Source organism: Phormidesmis priestleyi ULC007 (assembly GCF_003003695.1).
Taxonomy (GTDB): Bacteria; Cyanobacteriota; Cyanobacteriia; order Leptolyngbyales; family Leptolyngbyaceae; genus Phormidesmis_A; species Phormidesmis_A priestleyi_A.
Window position 1 is genome coordinate 60,287 of sequence record NZ_PVWG01000006.1, and the last position, 14,812, is coordinate 75,098.

The following is a 14,812-nucleotide window of genomic DNA, read 5'->3' on the forward strand; positions in this document are numbered from 1 at the left end:
GCTAAACAGGCAAAATCATCCCTTCTCGCGCCATCAAGCTGTTGGGGAAAACGGTCTGAACCTCAGATTCTACTTGGTCGAGAAAATCATCATCGTGGTTAGGGTCATGATGAAACATCACGGCTTTCTTCACGCCAGCTACCTGAGCAACTTTCAGCGCTTCTTGCCAGGTTGAATGCCCCCAGCCAATCTTGGATGCTTGGGGGTCGTGATATTCTTCGTCGGTGTAGCAAGCGTCATAGACTAGAACATCTGCATCACGGGACAGATAAACCAGATTTTCGTCGATATGATCAGGATAGTGTTCAGTGTCAGTCGCATAAACGGCGGTGCGACCCTGCCAGGTAACGCGATAGCCCAACGCTGAATTAGGGTGATTTAACGGGCCGGTTTCGATCGTAATATCGTCTAGTTGAATGACATCTCCCGGCATCAAGTCATGAAATTTCATGTCTGACTTCATTACCTGCATCGGCACCGGAAAATTAGGATGGTGCATTTGATCGCTGAGACGCTGCTTCATGGTTGCGCCGTTGGGTGCTACGCCGCCATAGATGTGAAAGCAGTTACCGGGCACAAAGGCAGGCACAAAAAATGGAAATCCTTGAATATGATCCCAGTGAGAATGGCTGAAGAACATATGGGCTTCAACAGGCGTTTGCTTCAGCAATTGCTTGCCTAGAACCCGTAGACCCGTTCCGCCATCAAAGATCAGGCGCTTGCCACCTACTCGCATTTCTAGGCAGGAGGTGTTGCCACCATAGCGAACGGTTTCGCCCCCCGGAGCGGGAATGCTGCCCCGAACGCCCCAAAATTGAATCACGAATTCTGAAGAGTTAATCATTTCTAGGTTTGCACTTGTCTCAAGAGCGTCTATCTGAGTTTGGAGCGGTCACTCCCAGCAGAGTCTGGGTTTGTTATCTTTTATGCTACCCATTTCGATTCCGTTGTTACCAATTCAGGCAGAATTTAAGCTTTTTCCATAGGTTAAAGGCTCAGAGAACCCCTGAGCCTTTTGACTGAATCGACTGCTAGGCAGTTAGCGGTAGGCTTTGATGCACTGCTCTACCAACGGCAGAACTTTATCTACATCTTGCCAACCGAGAATTTCGGTGACTTTTTTCTCCAGATTTTTGTAAGTTCTGAAGAATTCGGCGATCTCGTCAAGACGATGAGAGGCGAGATCATTAAGGGATTTGACATTGACATAGCGAGGGTCTTTGTCGGGCACACAAAGAATTTTTTCGTCTCGATCGCCACCGTCGATCATTTCCAACATGCCGATCGGACGCGCCGCGATCACGCAGCCAGGGAAAGTAGGCTGATCCATAATCACCATGCCGTCAAGCGGATCGCCATCATCGGCCAGCGTATTGGGAATGAAGCCATAATCGTAGGGATATTGCACTGAGGCATAGAGGACACGATCGAGGGCAAAGGCATTCAGATCTTTATCAAATTCATATTTGTTTTTGCTGCCTGCGGGAATTTCGACCAAAACGTTGATCAGACCTGGCTTAGGCTGGGCGGGAATGCGAGTTAAATCCACTACGGTTCTCCAAGCGAAACGATAAAAAGATAAAAGGTAAAATCACCGTCTGTTCATCCTTGATTTTAGGGGAAGAGGGCGATCTGTAATAGTGTCGTTCGCGTACCCCGCGATGATCGGCAACGGTTTTGAGGTAATCAATCAACGTTTTCGGCACTTCCAACGGGTCATTTTTAGGAACTCCTCTATCCTAAATTTTCTCTATCACAATGAATTAGCCCTATCGTTCTGTTGGGGGTCGGGTGGCGGAAATATCAGCGCGTCGAGGGTTTCGTTTGACTATATTGGTATTTGGCTGCATGGCGGGGTGAAATGCTTGCTTAATCGTCATCGATCGCTGGTCATTGTGGTTGACAACCGAGCTGCCGAAATTGCCAAAGACACCAATCTGCCCACCGTTGCTCGTGACGACTTTGAACAAATTACTCACTGGATCGAGACTCCGACTCCGACCCAAATCACGCTGAATCTTGATGCGATCGAACAATGGCGATCGCAGTTTCGACGGTTTAAGGCTTGAAACCCAAATACAGGACAAAACCTTAAGATGGTAGAGTCTTCTGATGTTCGCTTGCCTCTATGACCACTGACTCTCCTCGCCTCAAGCCCGTCCTCCTCCCCAAGCAAGCACTCCTGGCAAAAACGTTTCATTGGGTCAACGTGGTGAGTCTATTCATCATGTTGGGGAGCGGCTTGCAAATCTACAATGCCAATCCGGTTTTTGGGGGACGGCAAGGGTTACATCTGCCGCCCATTTTCATCGGAGGGTGGCTTGCAGGCGGGCGAGACTGGCACTTTGGCGCTATGTGGCTCTTCTCGCTCAACCTCTTGTGGTATGGACTCTACATTCTGATTAGCCGTCGCTGGCACCATCGATTTGTTGGAGAAAATGATCTCAAAGCGCTGCAAGTCGGCAAAAATCCCAAGCGCAAAGCCTACGCATGGCATCGAATTGTTTACACGGCGATCGTTCCCGTGTTGCTTCTAGCAATCTTGAGTGGTATCGGTATGTATAAACCCGCTCAGTTTTATTGGATTGTTGATTTTTTTGGCGATTGGCAAGCCTTGCGGATCGTTCATTTTATGACCGTGCCGACAGTGATCTTGTTTGCGATCGTGCATTCACTGCTCGCCCTCAAAGTCGGTGGCTCTCGTCTGCTCGAATCGATGTTTTGGTAGGTCTTTCATGCAACGGTTTAATCGTCGTCAATTTCTGCAAATCGCGGGGTTGTCTGGCAGCAGTTTGCTGTTAGGTGGCTGTGGCTCAGACTTGTTTGCTGGCGTAGTCGGGCAGGTGACAGAACCGCTCAATCAACGCCTCGAAGAACTCTTGCTCAATCCGCAAAAACCTGTGCCTGAGTTGCCTGTTAGCCAGATCGAGCCAGACAAGCTGATTGTGAATAGCTTTGACTTTACGCCCATGATCGATCCGGTTAAATACCGACTGACGATCGACGGTGAGGTCAATCACCCCATGCAACTAAGCCTGAACGAACTCTATAAACTGCCGCTTACTTCAGTCGTAATGCGTCATGTTTGTGTTGAGGGTTGGGCGGCGATCGTGCAGTGGGGCGGTGTGCGTTTGCGAGATTTAATTCAACTTGCACAGCCTAAAGACACGGTGTGCTATGTCTATTTTCAATCGGCAGATGGCTATTATGAAAGTTGGGATTTGCGGTCTTGTCTGCATCCACAAACGCTGATGGCCTATCAAAAAAATGGGGAGCAATTGCCGATCGATAATGGTGCCCCGTTGCGATTAGCGGCTCCGATTAAACTCGGCTATAAACACAGCAAATGGGTAACTCGCATCATGCTCACGAGCAATCTGCTTCCTAGTCGGGGCTATTGGGAAGATCGCGGTTACGAATGGTTTGCTGGACTCTAGGATCTATCTGCAAACTCAATTGGCTTCTATTATGACGGTCGAGATCTCTCTGAATTCCTGGCTGGATAAGCTATGAAGCTCCACTAATAAAATAGGTGGGTGAATAGCATCCACCTATATTTATATCTGGAAGTTACCTGGGGAAGGGTGCATCCAGTAGCTCATAGATCTGACAGGTTCTTTTAGCGGCAACATTGAGATTAGTGTCTAAACTGCCGTTTTTGCTTGTTTCTATAGCTTTTTCATGAACAGCATTGCCGATCGTGATCTTGACTGTTCCTTCTCCAGAGCATTTACGTCGCCAAACTTTGCTTCTCCGTCTTCGTTCATCCGCATCAGGTACAGCTAAGGTAGACACCTGCTTATTGACCTTACAGAGTCCTCTCACCCCATGACCACGCCTAAAAGTGGTACTTCTCATGGAATGATAAGAATTTATGTACTCCAGTTGAACCCGCAGATCAATTCCTAACTGGATGTATTTTTCACGCTTGCGCTCAACTCCTAATGCAGCAATTCCAAATTCAAGCTCGAAAGCCACTTTTTGCGTGATCTGTTTCTGGCTTATTGAACCCATTCTCAACAAGCCGACGATAAACCAAGGCTTGTCGAGTTCAAGGATCGTCAGAAACTTTTGAATTTGGAATTGCTGCTCCTAATGCGCGATCAACTGACTCTTGAAGCAAAACAGCAAAGCTGGCATCTTGCATCGATTTTGCAACAGGGTTTCCTTTTTTTGGCGGTAGACTCTAAGTACTGCTCATTTCAACTTCTGAATTCTTTTGTAGAAAATCCGATTATGGTTGCTCTCACGATTAAACAAAATTGGAACACGATCGCCAAAGAATTTGAAGCCGTAGTCGGTAAAAACGGCGTGATCCGCAAGCGAGAAGAATTACTCGTCTATGAATGCGATGGGCTAACCAGCTATCGAGAGCGTCCTGAGCTTGTAGTTTTGCCGCGAACAACCGAAGAAGTGGCTGCTCTAGTGAAGATCTGCGATCGCTATCAAGTCCCATTTATCGCCAGAGGATCAGGAACCGGATTATCAGGCGGAGCCTTACCAATTAAGAACTGTGTGCTGATTGTTACTGCTTTAATGAAGCGCATTATCAGTATTGATTTAGAAAATCAGCGCGTTGTAGTACAACCTGGTGTGATCAATAACTGGGTAACTCAAGCAGTCAGCGGCGCGGGATTTTATTATGCACCTGACCCATCGAGTCAGATTATTTGCTCGATCGGGGGCAACGTTGCCGAGAATTCTGGCGGCGTTCATTGCTTGAAATATGGAGTCACCACCAATCACGTTTTAGGGTTGAAACTCGTGTTGCCAGATGGCTCGATCGCCGATGTGGGCGGCGAGATTCCTGAAATGCCCGGTTATGATCTCACAGGCGTTTTTGTCGGATCTGAAGGCACATTAGGCATCGCGACTGAGATCACCCTCAAAATTCTCAAAACTCCCGAATCGATTCGCGTCTTGCTGGCAGACTTTACAAGCATCGAAGCAGCCGGGGCGACCGTTTCAGACATCATCAGTTCGGGCATCATTCCCGGTGGCATGGAAATGATGGATAACTTCAGCATTAATGCCGTTGAAGATGTCGTTTGCACCGAGTGTTATCCGCGCGATGCCGAGGCGATTTTGCTGATCGAAGTCGATGGTCTAGAAATTGAAGCCGAGACAAACAGCCAGCGCATCGCCGCAATTTGTAGCCAAAACGGAGCGCGAAACGTGACGATCGCCACCGACCCCGATGAGCGTCTAAAACTTTGGAAAGGACGCAAAGCTGCCTTTGCCGCGATGGGAAAAATTAGCCCTGACTACTACGTTCAAGATGGCGTAATTCCCCGTACAAAATTAGAGTATGTGCTGCATGAAATTGCCCTGCTAGGCGAAAAATTTGGCTATCACGTCGCTAATGTTTTTCACGCTGGAGATGGCAATTTACATCCTCTGATTCTTTACGATAATGCCGTTCCGGGGGCGCTAGAAAAAGTCGAAGAACTGGGTGGAGCCATTCTCAAACTGTGTGTGAAAGTCGGCGGCAGCATTTCAGGAGAACACGGCATCGGTGCAGATAAACGCTGCTATATGCCAGAAATGTTTTCGCCAGCAGATTTGGAGACGATGCAATTTGTGCGTCAGGCATTTAACCCCAAAGGCATTGCCAATCCAACCAAGATTTTCCCGGCTCCTCGGACGTGTGGTGAAGCAGCCAAAGCCGGAGTCATCAAGGAATTTGCAGGAGTCGAGCTGTTCTAGATTCTTCGAGTCAACCAGAACTTGTTGAACGTGAGTTCGACGGATTAAAAAATGGCAGGCGGCAGAGCAGGCAAGCCCTTGGGCTGCAAATTCAAACTAGGTAACTGCATACATCAGATGCTTAATTCCTCGTCTACCTCCGATCGCCCTCGTGCTTGATAAATTGTGCTTCTCAACGGGTGCGACCTCTACCTGATACTAAAGTGACTCAAGCCTCCTGCTGATAAGGTTTTTGAACGATTTCACAGTAGTCTTTTTGATTATTCATTGATCAATTTTACAGGCACTCAAAACCCTTATGGAGCAAAAGGTAATCGGTTTTTTCCAATGTATCGGATGGAGGTCGCACCCTTCTCAACTCTGCCAGCGATTCATCATCTGCCAGCGCACCTGCCTGTTGAAGCAAAACACGGCTCCCTTCATCAAACATCTGCTCCTGAATGCGTTCCTCACGAAGCTCATCAATAAAAGCATTGAGATCAAAGCCTGGAGGAAGTTCTGCATCTACAACCAAGACATTGCCTTCATAGTAAGTTTTGGGCTGGTCGGAGTTCTGTTCATCGACTTGTCGATCGAGCCGATTTACTTTCTCCGCGATCGCTTCCATAATGAATTGCTCTGGCTTAATTCCTTGCAAATTTGACCACTTTTCGACTTTTTGCGGTAGCTGAGGAGGAAGATTCATAGCGCCTCACTGTGAGGGAATGTGAACGATCGTAGCATTGACCTCGAATCCGCAAAATCACTCTGCCTCAATTTGTCTTACGACCGTTAACGCTGAATAACTGACTCCCGCCGTTCCTTCACCCGGATGGGTTGAGTCACCTACAAGCCACAGATCTTTAATCGGAGTGCGATTGGCAAACCCAAATGGGCCAAACGTTGGCACTCGCTGCCCAAGTCCGCCCACTGCCCCCTGATCGCGCGCCGTAAAGTGTTGAAATGTGCGAGGTGTTGCCGCTTCTTGACAAATGATCGTCTCATTCAGGTTAAAAAATTGACCTAGACGAGCGATCGCTTCCTGACTATATTTTTGCTTCAACGCTTCGTAATCATCACACTGCCACCAGATTGACGAATCGGTGAATGACGATGCAATTACTGTCGCTTTGCCGTCTGGAGCGCGACCGTCACCAGGATGGCTGACTGAGACAAACAGCGAATTGTTTTCCCCGATCGCGCCCTCGTAGTCATACAAAAATTGCAGATGTGGGGGACAGTTGGCAGGAATCGCCGCCCGATCGACCCCAAGATAGACGACAAACGCACCTGAAGAGGGAGGCAGCTTATCGACTCGTCGCTGATAGCCTTTAGGGGCATCTTCATCCAAAAGCTGTATCAAATTTTGAACGGTGACATTGGCGACAACGCGATCGGTCGGCTCAATCCAACTCTCGCCTGTTTTCTGGTTGCGAATCGTGACTCCTGTGGTTTTTCCAGCCTGGGTGTGAATCTTCTCGACGGTGTGACGCATTAGGAGTTTGCCGCGTTGCGCAGCAGTTCCCCCTTCGGGGTAAACGCGTTCTAATGCCGAGACGAGACGATCACTCAACACTTGCATACTGCCCTGAAGGTGAAACAACCCGTGTGGCTCCTGCGAAACTCCTAACGCGGTTGCTGCATAAAGCAAAGCTGTTTCTTCCGCGTTGACTTGCGAATAGAGTTTAAGTTGCAAATCTAAAAAGGTTCTTAAGCGCTGATTGTCACCTAAACCATAGCCTCGCAGCGCATCTCCGACGGTCGAGAATGTGTGAGGCAGCGTCATTAATGTGTCGGGACGAACGGCTTTTGTGAGTTGCCACAAATCCCAAAGATTGCGAGGTGGCAGCACTGGGTCGCGCATTTGAAACGCCCAACTATATTTGAACAAATCCGCGAGAAGCTGCCAAAAAGGTTCGCTTCCCGGAAACTGTCGCTCTCGTTCTGCTTGCCATTTTTGAGGGTCACGCCAAACGCTAATCGGTGTGGTTTCTCCGGGCAAATAAACCGCACAGGCAGGATCGCAGGGAGTCGCTGCGGGTAGCTCGATTTCTAGTTCAGAGAAAATTCGATGGTGAATGCCTCCGGGTTCCAAGCCTGCCACCTGAGTTGCACCGACATCAAAGGTGAAGCCTTGGCGTTTAAAGGTCGAAGCACATCCACCGGGCACTAATGCCTGATCTAACACCAACACCTGATAGCCTCGATGCGCTAACAACGCTGCCGCCGTCAGTCCACCAATTCCGGCACCGATGACGATGACACGAGAAACGTTGCGATCGCCAGAGGTTTCACCGCCCTGTTCTCTCAGCATTCCACCCACTTTACATTCCGTAATCTTTCTCTTATTCTATCGTCACTTTTTGCGCCATCACCCCTACTTGAAGAAGCGTTTTACTGCACGACCGAAGATCAGCCGTAAGGCTAAAAATCCCAGCAAAATGTCAGGGAAGAGATCTAAAACGCCTTGCAGTACCAAATCTGAGTAGCTTGAGTAACCACAGGAAGTTTGATCGACCTTTAGCACATTGGTCTCCCAACATTTATAGGGAGGCACGGGTAAGGGTTGCCCCTCGAAGACCGCTCCATAAAACAGTTGAAAATAATGACTGCGAGTTATGCCCACCACCATTGAGGCGACCAAAATAATCGCTCCTAACCATCTGCCATATTGTTTTCTGTTCTGAAGCCCCCAAAACGCTAAACCTATCAGCAGAAAAGCCCCAAAACTCCCGACTAGATATGGAATTCTTGATAGTGAGAAGCAGTCTTTTATCTCATCTTTTGAGAAACAAAGAAACACCATAAGCAACAGGGCGATCGAGAATTGCAGAATGACCATCAAGAAAAGTGCCTGCGTTAGCCACACACTCAGAGGTCGTCTGACTTGATCATCCATGTCTCAACCATCCTGCGGGAAATTGACTCTTACGTTTGCCATTCTGCACAAGTTCTGAGACGAAACCGACAAAAACGGGGTGTATTGCAAAATCTATTCCTAAAAGTTTCCCTTCTCCACTTCGATAGCGATGTCAATTGCAACTTTAAGAAGATTAAGATGGGTTAAGTAGTCGCCATCACTGGGCAAACCATGACTTCAATTCTTGTCGAGTCTTCTTCGATCGCTAAACTCAACGCACCGACCATTCACCACTCATCGAGCGGGTTGACCATTATTGCCGAGCAACTTCCGATCGAGGCAGTCAACCTCAATCTGTGGCTGAATGTCGGGTCTGCGATCGAGTCAGATGAGATTAACGGCATGGCTCACTTTTTAGAACACATGGTTTTTAAAGGAACGGCTCGCCTCAAAAGCGGTGACTTTGAAAAACAAATTGAAGAACGGGGCGCAGTCACCAACGCTGCTACCAGCCAGGATTACACACACTATTACATCACCACTGCTCCTAAAGATTTTGCAGATCTGGCACCGCTGCAAATGGATGTGGTGCTGAATGCCAGTATTCCTGACGATGGATTTGAGCGCGAACGATTTGTGGTGTTAGAAGAAATTCGGCGATCGGAAGACAACGCCAGACGACGCAATTATCAGCGCATGACTGATTTGGCGTTTGATAAACTCCCTTATCGTAGACAAGTGCTCGGCCCTGCCACCGTGATCGAAAACCTTGCGGCTCAACAAATGCGAGACTTTCATCACCATTGGTATCAGCCCGCTTCGATGACGGCAGTTGCGATCGGAAACCTGCCAGTCGAGACGTTAATTAGCGTGGTTGAAGATAGTTTTAATGAGCTGGGGTTACGAGTCAGGGGGCAGGAACCTACAAGGAGTCAATATAATTCCGAGAGTCCGTTTACGGAAATTGTGCGTCAAGAATATGTCGATCGCAGTCTCCAACAAGCGCGATTAACGATGATCTGGCGCGTACCAGGACTCAATAATCTGTCGCAAACTTATGCGCTGGATGTGTTGGCTAACGTCTTAGGACACGGGCGCACATCCCGACTCGTGCAAGATTTGCGCGAAGGTCAGGGGTTAGTTTCTAGCATTTCTGCCAGCAATATGACCTATCGCCATCAAGGATTGTTTTGCGTATCGGCTCATTTGCCTGTGGAAAATTTAGAGATTGTGGAGGCAGCGATCGTCCAACACATTCAAAAACTGCAAGCTGAATTCGTCACGGATTCTGAGATGTCACGAGTGCGAACTCAAGTCGCCAACCACTTTATTTTTAGCAACGAAACACCCAGCGATCGGTCGGGTTTATATGGCTATTATCAGTCGCAAATCGGCAGTTTAGAGCCAGCCTTTAACTACCCGACGCACATTCAATCGCTGACGACGGCTGAGTTGCAAGCTGCGGCTCAAACCTATCTCCCAACCGCCGCCTATGGAATCGTGACCGTCAAACCGGGAGAATAAAATTTCTAGCATTTCCTTGGGGAGAGGGCTAGGGTGAAGGTTAACCCACGATTCTAATAGCCTATTGCTGCTAAATCAAGCTGTTGAGCATAGGTAATTCGCTTAACTTGGGTGTTCCAAGCGCCGTTAGGGTAGAGATTGAGGAGCCGGAATCCAGGTTTTTTGGAGTCGATCGAGAAATCACGGCTTCTCGGCTCAAATTGAATGCACGTTGAAGGGGTTCCTAGATAAGTAACCCTACGTCTTTGGCGATGAAATTCTTGATGAATGTGACCAAATAAAACGAGCTTGACCTGAGCGTGACGATCGAGCACTGCAAACAAGTCTTCAGGGTTCTGCAAAATGCTCGTGTCTAGCCAGTCAGATCGCATCTGAAAGGGAGGATGATGCAGCGCGACGATCGTCGGCTGCTCTGAATGCTGGTTGAGATCTCGATCCAATCGGTTTAACTCTCTGGGCAAGAGTGATCCATGCACACAGCCAGTTTCCTGAGAATCGAGCAACACAAACCGCCATCCGCCCGCCGCAAACGATCGGTCTGGAAAGAATAGTGGGTGAGTTAGCGATCGCTCCATCTCCTCAAGTTCAGCATCGTGATTGCCCGGTAGCCAATAGACCGGAATGCCTAATGGGGCGAGCAGAGTTTGCAAGCGATCGTAGGATTCAGGTGTGCCATCTTGCGAGAGATCGCCAGTCAACAACAACAAATCAGGTTGAGGAGACAGTCTAGACAGATGCTCAAGCAACGCTTGAAACGAGTCTGTGGTCGGCATTCCCAATAGGTCTTGGTGGGAATCTGCAAACAAATGAGTATCGGTAATTTGAGCAATGAGCAGAGGAGACTGAATCATACTGGCTGAACCGGGGGACGATCGATGACATTGAATGTTTGACCTGTTCATACTTTGAGCCGTCCTAAAACGTCTGCAACCCTATCCAGACGCTAGATAGAATTCACGATCAGTGACTCAGGCTAAAGACTAGAACAAGCAAGCTACCTTCTCACCCTTTAGGGTAATGCCTGAGTCGTGGAAGCTGTGCGATCTACCCCAGTAATTATTGTGATTTAAATCACGTTTTGCGACGAATCCCCGGAGGCGTTTGCAGTTGGGTTAATGGTTCGCCGATCGCGGGATCATTTCTCTGAAAAATTGCTGGTTTTGCATTCAGGTCGATGAGCTGTATAGACCTGTGAGGGCGATCGCTAGTCGTTATTTTCAGCTCTTCAATCAGAAATAATACTTGCTGTCTTCTCAGTGATTTAACGGAACTTGAAGAATGTATGTTTCAAAAGAGATTCCCTCTGGGCAGCCTCTAACTAGAGCAATCTTCAAGCAGGAAAAGGAACTGCAAAGAATTCCTCACATCCAAGAGGCCTAAGCATCAATGGACTCATTCGTAACATTTCCACTGATTGTTCCAATGGTATCTACTGATTTATACCTTAAAAATATTTATATTTCAGTGATTCAACTTAAAGAAAAGTTCACTCTCAGTCACTTGTCTCAGAAGAAACCGCATCATGTCTACCTACTCTCGTTGGTCTTGTCGTCAGATTTTTGCAGCAACTCTTCTTTCAGCAGGAACGATGCCGATCGTGCTGTCAGCCTTCGCCCAAACTGCACCCGGAACGCCGATCACAAACCAGGCAACTGCTACCTATTCAGACGGAGCCAACAGCTATAACGCAACCTCTAACACGGTGACGATTTCTGTTGCAGAAATTGCTGGCATCACGCTTGTAGCTCAACCGCCCAGCACTACGGCTCCGATCGCTGATGATACTTTCACGGTTCCGTTTGTGATTACTAACAAAGGTAACGACCCCACCACCTTTGAGATTCCAGGAATCGCAACCCTATCCGACGGTACAGGCTTTACAGTCACTTCAATCACGATTACCAAAGTTAACGGCGCGACAGTCAGCATTCCGATCGCACTTGGTGCTACTACAGTTCAAACTGCCTCAGTTCCTAAAGACGGAACCGTGATTGTTGAGGTGAAAGTCAAAGTCAACAACACTGCACCTGCCGGGGCAAGCACCACCGTCATGTTAGGCAAAACCACACCTGAAACTCTTCAAATCGGAGTGCCTTATGTAGCAGATTCGGGCAGTGTCTATACTCAAGATAACCCTGATACGGTGACGGGTGAATATCCGGGCGTGTTGTCGATCGCCAGTGAAAAAGAGGCAATGGACACCAGCGCCGTCGTCACGGTTAAAGGCAGACTGCAAGCCTACGCCACGATTTTGAAAGTGAACTCGGCTTACGATCCCAAAACTCCTGGTCTATTAACCGATGACCTGCTGACCTATGAGTTAGCCCTGCGAGTTGAAGATCCGGCGAGTCCTCCGTTTGGGGTGGTGAGTGATCTCAACGCCACGCAAATCAAATTAGATAGCGGGTCTGGTGTCGTTAACGTCAACAAAGTCTTAATCTCTGACGCGATTCCAGCGGGCACTCAGTTGAGTAATGTGACCCCGACTGCACTTGGCGGCTGGACACCGATCTATAGCACGACTGCTCTCACTAGCACCGCTCTGCAAGCCGATTGGACAACTACAAAACCCGCGCTCAACCTGATCAAACGGGTGGGATTTATTGCTGATGGTGCGATCGCTAAAGGCACTACGCTGCAAAACTTTAAGTTTTCTGTGAATCCACTGTCCACCTTTAAAGGCGGTCAAATTGCCAACATTGCCCAGGTTTTTGGTCAGTCACAACTCGGCGCAGTCGTTCCCGGAACAGGTACTCAGCTTGTTTACGATGAGTCGGGCGACCAATCTTCTAACAATGAATTAAATGGCTCAAACCCTGACTCGACGACCACTGGAGGAGTCGCTGTTACTAATGGAGGAATCAGCCCAGGTGAAGCAAACCCTGGTGAAGATGGAACCGATCCTGGAACACTGAACACGGTTGTTAACAACAATCCAACGAATCCCACAACCAACACAGGCGTAAACAGTGGAGTCGGATCAGGAACCAAGACTAACGGGGGAGAAGATACTGTCTTGACGATCGCCGCCACACCATTAAACGGCCCGGCAGGTCAGCCTGCGGCGAAGGGCCCAAATGCCACTGGCACAGACGATGACAACAATAACGACTTCACGAACAAAGCAGTTTCACCTGCGATCGGGCTAGACCCCGCTGCGCTGTTAACCGATGCTCAAACGCCAGATGTCGTCTTTGTCAACACGGTGCAAAACACCAGCGACAGTTCTCAGACGATCGTGCTGATTCCGCTGCCACCTGCCGTCAAAACTGATTTGCCCAACGGCACAAAAGTCACGATCGACTCCGATGGCACCGGAACGATCGCGACTCCGGTGACATTCACCTATAACCAGGCAACCGGAGCCTTCACGCCAGATGGTGCGGTTCCCAGTGTGGTAGTGCCCGCAGGCGGAACTCCAAGCTATGGCGTGACCATCAATTTAGGGGACAATGCGGCTCAAAACATTGGCTATTCAGTTCCGATCGCTGCCTTCATTGACACCGATGGAAATGGTCAATATGACAACACGAAAGAACCGGGAAATCTCACCCTCGATCGAGTTTACACAGGCTATGTGTCGCTGAAGAAAGAAGCCCGAATCTTAGAAGCAGACGGCAACACCCAAGTCGCTGGCTTCACCACAGCTTCAACCGCTGCCGAACAACAAGCCCTCAATGCCGCCGCCTTACCCAGCAGAATCATCGAGTATCGCATTACTTACACAAACCTTTCTAGCGGTCAAGGAAGTGGTGCCAACAATGTCATGCTGCCTGCCAACACCTTGAAGATCACCGAAGACGGCACGACTGCCCCAAACAATTGGTTTACCACAACCAAAGACACCAACCCGACCGACACGGTTAAAGGATCGGGAACCGACTCAACCACAGGCGCAGTCGTCGCAACCTTTAGTGGTGCAGACGTGCAGACCTATGTTGATACGGTTTCAACCCTGGCTCCGGGCGCGATCGGAGAGTTTAAGTTTCGCCGTCAAATCAAGTAAGCGATCGGCACCATTTCTCTCACTCTAAACGCAAGTCACCCCCATGAAAAAGCAGCCCTATTTAGTTGGTTTAGCCGTCGTTACAACTCTCTCAATGCTTCCGTTTAACGGAGCGCCGCTGTTGGCGAAAGCGATCGACGCAGGCAATCACCTCGCCGCAAACGTGCTCAAGCAGCCCAAAGTCGAATTGAATCTCAGTGCTGAAAAGCAACACCTTCAAAAAGACGAACAGGGGAAAGAAATTACAACCTGGCAAGCTATGACTTCAGGAAACACGGGGGCAAATCCAGGTGATGTAATTCGCTACACACTCAAAGGTGAAAACAAAGGCGATCGGGCGGCTAAAAATCTCGCAGTCACTCAACCTATTCCGATCGGAACGGTTTATGTACTAAATTCTGCCACTGTTGTGAATACGAATAATAACGCCATTACTTACAGCATTGATAGTGGCAAAACCTTCGTGACTAAACCCGTGATTAAAGTCACGTTAGCCAGCGGTCAGATTGAACAGCGTCCTGCTCCGGCTGAAGCCTATACGCACATTCGTTTAAGCGTTAACAACGGGCTTGAACCAAAGGCAGACGTGAAAGCTGCTTATTGGGTGAAGGTGCGATCGTAAACGTGACAGATCCATGAGAGGCGCGGTAGGGACATGGCAGTGTCGTGTCCTCTCGCCATCGCCCAATCGATCGCCATTGTTTTTGAAATAGGCATCAATAACCGACTCTAGTTTA

14 protein-coding genes are annotated in these 14,812 nt (G+C 48.7%); 7 read left to right on the forward strand and 7 right to left on the reverse strand.

Annotated features, from left to right (window positions below):
- Position 1: 1 nt before the first annotated feature.
- Positions 2–844, reverse strand: a complete 843-nt coding sequence (locus C7B65_RS07680) for an MBL fold metallo-hydrolase (protein WP_083582755.1) — start codon at positions 842–844, stop codon at positions 2–4.
- Positions 845–1,039: 195 nt separating this feature from the next.
- Complete coding sequence (locus C7B65_RS07685) at positions 1,040–1,549, reverse strand: inorganic diphosphatase (RefSeq protein WP_073070237.1); 510 nt, start codon at positions 1,547–1,549, stop codon at positions 1,040–1,042.
- A gap of 91 nt (positions 1,550–1,640) precedes the next feature.
- On the opposite strand from C7B65_RS07685, the gene C7B65_RS07690 reads away from it, so the two are divergent.
- From C7B65_RS07690 to C7B65_RS07700, 3 genes are read left to right on the forward strand one after another with little or no spacing between them, the layout of a single operon-like run.
- On the forward strand, positions 1,641–2,069 hold the full coding sequence (locus C7B65_RS07690; RefSeq protein ID WP_146135823.1) for a hypothetical protein: 429 nt from the start codon (positions 1,641–1,643) through the stop codon (positions 2,067–2,069).
- 59 nt (positions 2,070–2,128) lie between these two features.
- Entirely contained in the window at positions 2,129–2,728 is a 600-nt protein-coding gene (locus tag C7B65_RS07695; protein ID WP_073070239.1) for a cytochrome b/b6 domain-containing protein, read from the forward strand.
- Between the two features lie 7 nt (positions 2,729–2,735).
- Entirely contained in the window at positions 2,736–3,437 is a 702-nt protein-coding gene (locus C7B65_RS07700; RefSeq protein WP_073070240.1) for a molybdopterin-dependent oxidoreductase, read from the forward strand.
- Between the two features lie 133 nt (positions 3,438–3,570).
- On the opposite strand, the gene C7B65_RS07705 is transcribed toward C7B65_RS07700, so the two are convergent.
- Entirely contained in the window at positions 3,571–3,978 is a 408-nt protein-coding gene (locus tag C7B65_RS07705) for a hypothetical protein (RefSeq protein WP_143162022.1), read from the reverse strand.
- A gap of 258 nt (positions 3,979–4,236) precedes the next feature.
- Between C7B65_RS07705 and glcD the strand changes: the two genes are divergently transcribed.
- On the forward strand, positions 4,237–5,706 hold the full coding sequence (gene glcD, locus C7B65_RS07710; protein WP_073070350.1) for a glycolate oxidase subunit GlcD: 1,470 nt from the start codon (positions 4,237–4,239) through the stop codon (positions 5,704–5,706).
- A 277-nt stretch (positions 5,707–5,983) separates the two neighbouring features.
- On the opposite strand, the gene C7B65_RS07715 is transcribed toward glcD, so the two are convergent.
- From C7B65_RS07715 to C7B65_RS07725, 3 genes are all read right to left on the reverse strand, one after another.
- Positions 5,984–6,391 carry a hypothetical protein gene (locus C7B65_RS07715; protein ID WP_073070242.1) on the reverse strand — a complete coding sequence of 136 codons (408 nt, stop codon included), beginning with the start codon at positions 6,389–6,391 and terminating at the stop codon, positions 5,984–5,986.
- A 57-nt stretch (positions 6,392–6,448) separates the two neighbouring features.
- The gene (crtD, locus tag C7B65_RS07720; protein ID WP_073070243.1) at positions 6,449–7,999 is read right to left on the reverse strand and encodes a C-3',4' desaturase CrtD; all 1,551 of its coding nucleotides are present in this window, start codon (positions 7,997–7,999) and stop codon (positions 6,449–6,451) included.
- Positions 8,000–8,062: 63 nt separating this feature from the next.
- Complete coding sequence (locus tag C7B65_RS07725; protein ID WP_073070244.1) at positions 8,063–8,584, reverse strand: hypothetical protein; 522 nt, start codon at positions 8,582–8,584, stop codon at positions 8,063–8,065.
- Positions 8,585–8,776: 192 nt separating this feature from the next.
- Here C7B65_RS07725 and C7B65_RS07730 point away from each other — a divergent pair, with 192 nt between their 5' ends.
- Positions 8,777–10,069 (forward strand): M16 family metallopeptidase, encoded by a 1,293-nt coding sequence (locus C7B65_RS07730; RefSeq protein ID WP_073070245.1) that lies wholly within the window; start codon positions 8,777–8,779, stop codon positions 10,067–10,069.
- A 53-nt stretch (positions 10,070–10,122) separates the two neighbouring features.
- On the opposite strand, the gene cpdA is transcribed toward C7B65_RS07730, so the two are convergent.
- Entirely contained in the window at positions 10,123–10,920 is a 798-nt protein-coding gene (gene cpdA, locus C7B65_RS07735) for a 3',5'-cyclic-AMP phosphodiesterase (RefSeq protein WP_073070246.1), read from the reverse strand.
- Positions 10,921–11,591: 671 nt separating this feature from the next.
- Between cpdA and C7B65_RS07740 the strand changes: the two genes are divergently transcribed.
- Entirely contained in the window at positions 11,592–14,075 is a 2,484-nt protein-coding gene (locus C7B65_RS07740; RefSeq protein WP_073070247.1) for a DUF7925 domain-containing protein, read from the forward strand.
- A gap of 43 nt (positions 14,076–14,118) precedes the next feature.
- Positions 14,119–14,697, forward strand: a complete 579-nt coding sequence (locus tag C7B65_RS07745; RefSeq protein ID WP_073070248.1) for a DUF11 domain-containing protein — start codon at positions 14,119–14,121, stop codon at positions 14,695–14,697.
- Positions 14,698–14,812: the final 115 nt, after the last annotated feature.

What these genes read in the sequence shown, in the direction of transcription:
- C7B65_RS07680 (WP_083582755.1), bottom strand. Translation starts at nt 844, where the DNA reads ATGATTAACTCTTCAGAATTCGTGATTCAATTTTGGGGCGTTCGGGGC.
- C7B65_RS07695 (WP_073070239.1), top strand. Translation starts at nt 2,129, where the DNA reads ATGACCACTGACTCTCCTCGCCTCAAGCCCGTCCTCCTCCCCAAGCAA.
- C7B65_RS07700 (WP_073070240.1), top strand. Translation starts at nt 2,736, where the DNA reads ATGCAACGGTTTAATCGTCGTCAATTTCTGCAAATCGCGGGGTTGTCT.
- glcD (WP_073070350.1), top strand. Translation starts at nt 4,237, where the DNA reads ATGGTTGCTCTCACGATTAAACAAAATTGGAACACGATCGCCAAAGAA.
- C7B65_RS07715 (WP_073070242.1), bottom strand. Translation starts at nt 6,391, where the DNA reads ATGAATCTTCCTCCTCAGCTACCGCAAAAAGTCGAAAAGTGGTCAAAT.
- crtD (WP_073070243.1), bottom strand. Translation starts at nt 7,999, where the DNA reads ATGCTGAGAGAACAGGGCGGTGAAACCTCTGGCGATCGCAACGTTTCT.
- C7B65_RS07725 (WP_073070244.1), bottom strand. Translation starts at nt 8,584, where the DNA reads ATGGATGATCAAGTCAGACGACCTCTGAGTGTGTGGCTAACGCAGGCA.
- C7B65_RS07730 (WP_073070245.1), top strand. Translation starts at nt 8,777, where the DNA reads ATGACTTCAATTCTTGTCGAGTCTTCTTCGATCGCTAAACTCAACGCA.
- cpdA (WP_073070246.1), bottom strand. Translation starts at nt 10,920, where the DNA reads ATGATTCAGTCTCCTCTGCTCATTGCTCAAATTACCGATACTCATTTG.
- C7B65_RS07740 (WP_073070247.1), top strand. Translation starts at nt 11,592, where the DNA reads ATGTCTACCTACTCTCGTTGGTCTTGTCGTCAGATTTTTGCAGCAACT.
- C7B65_RS07745 (WP_073070248.1), top strand. Translation starts at nt 14,119, where the DNA reads ATGAAAAAGCAGCCCTATTTAGTTGGTTTAGCCGTCGTTACAACTCTC.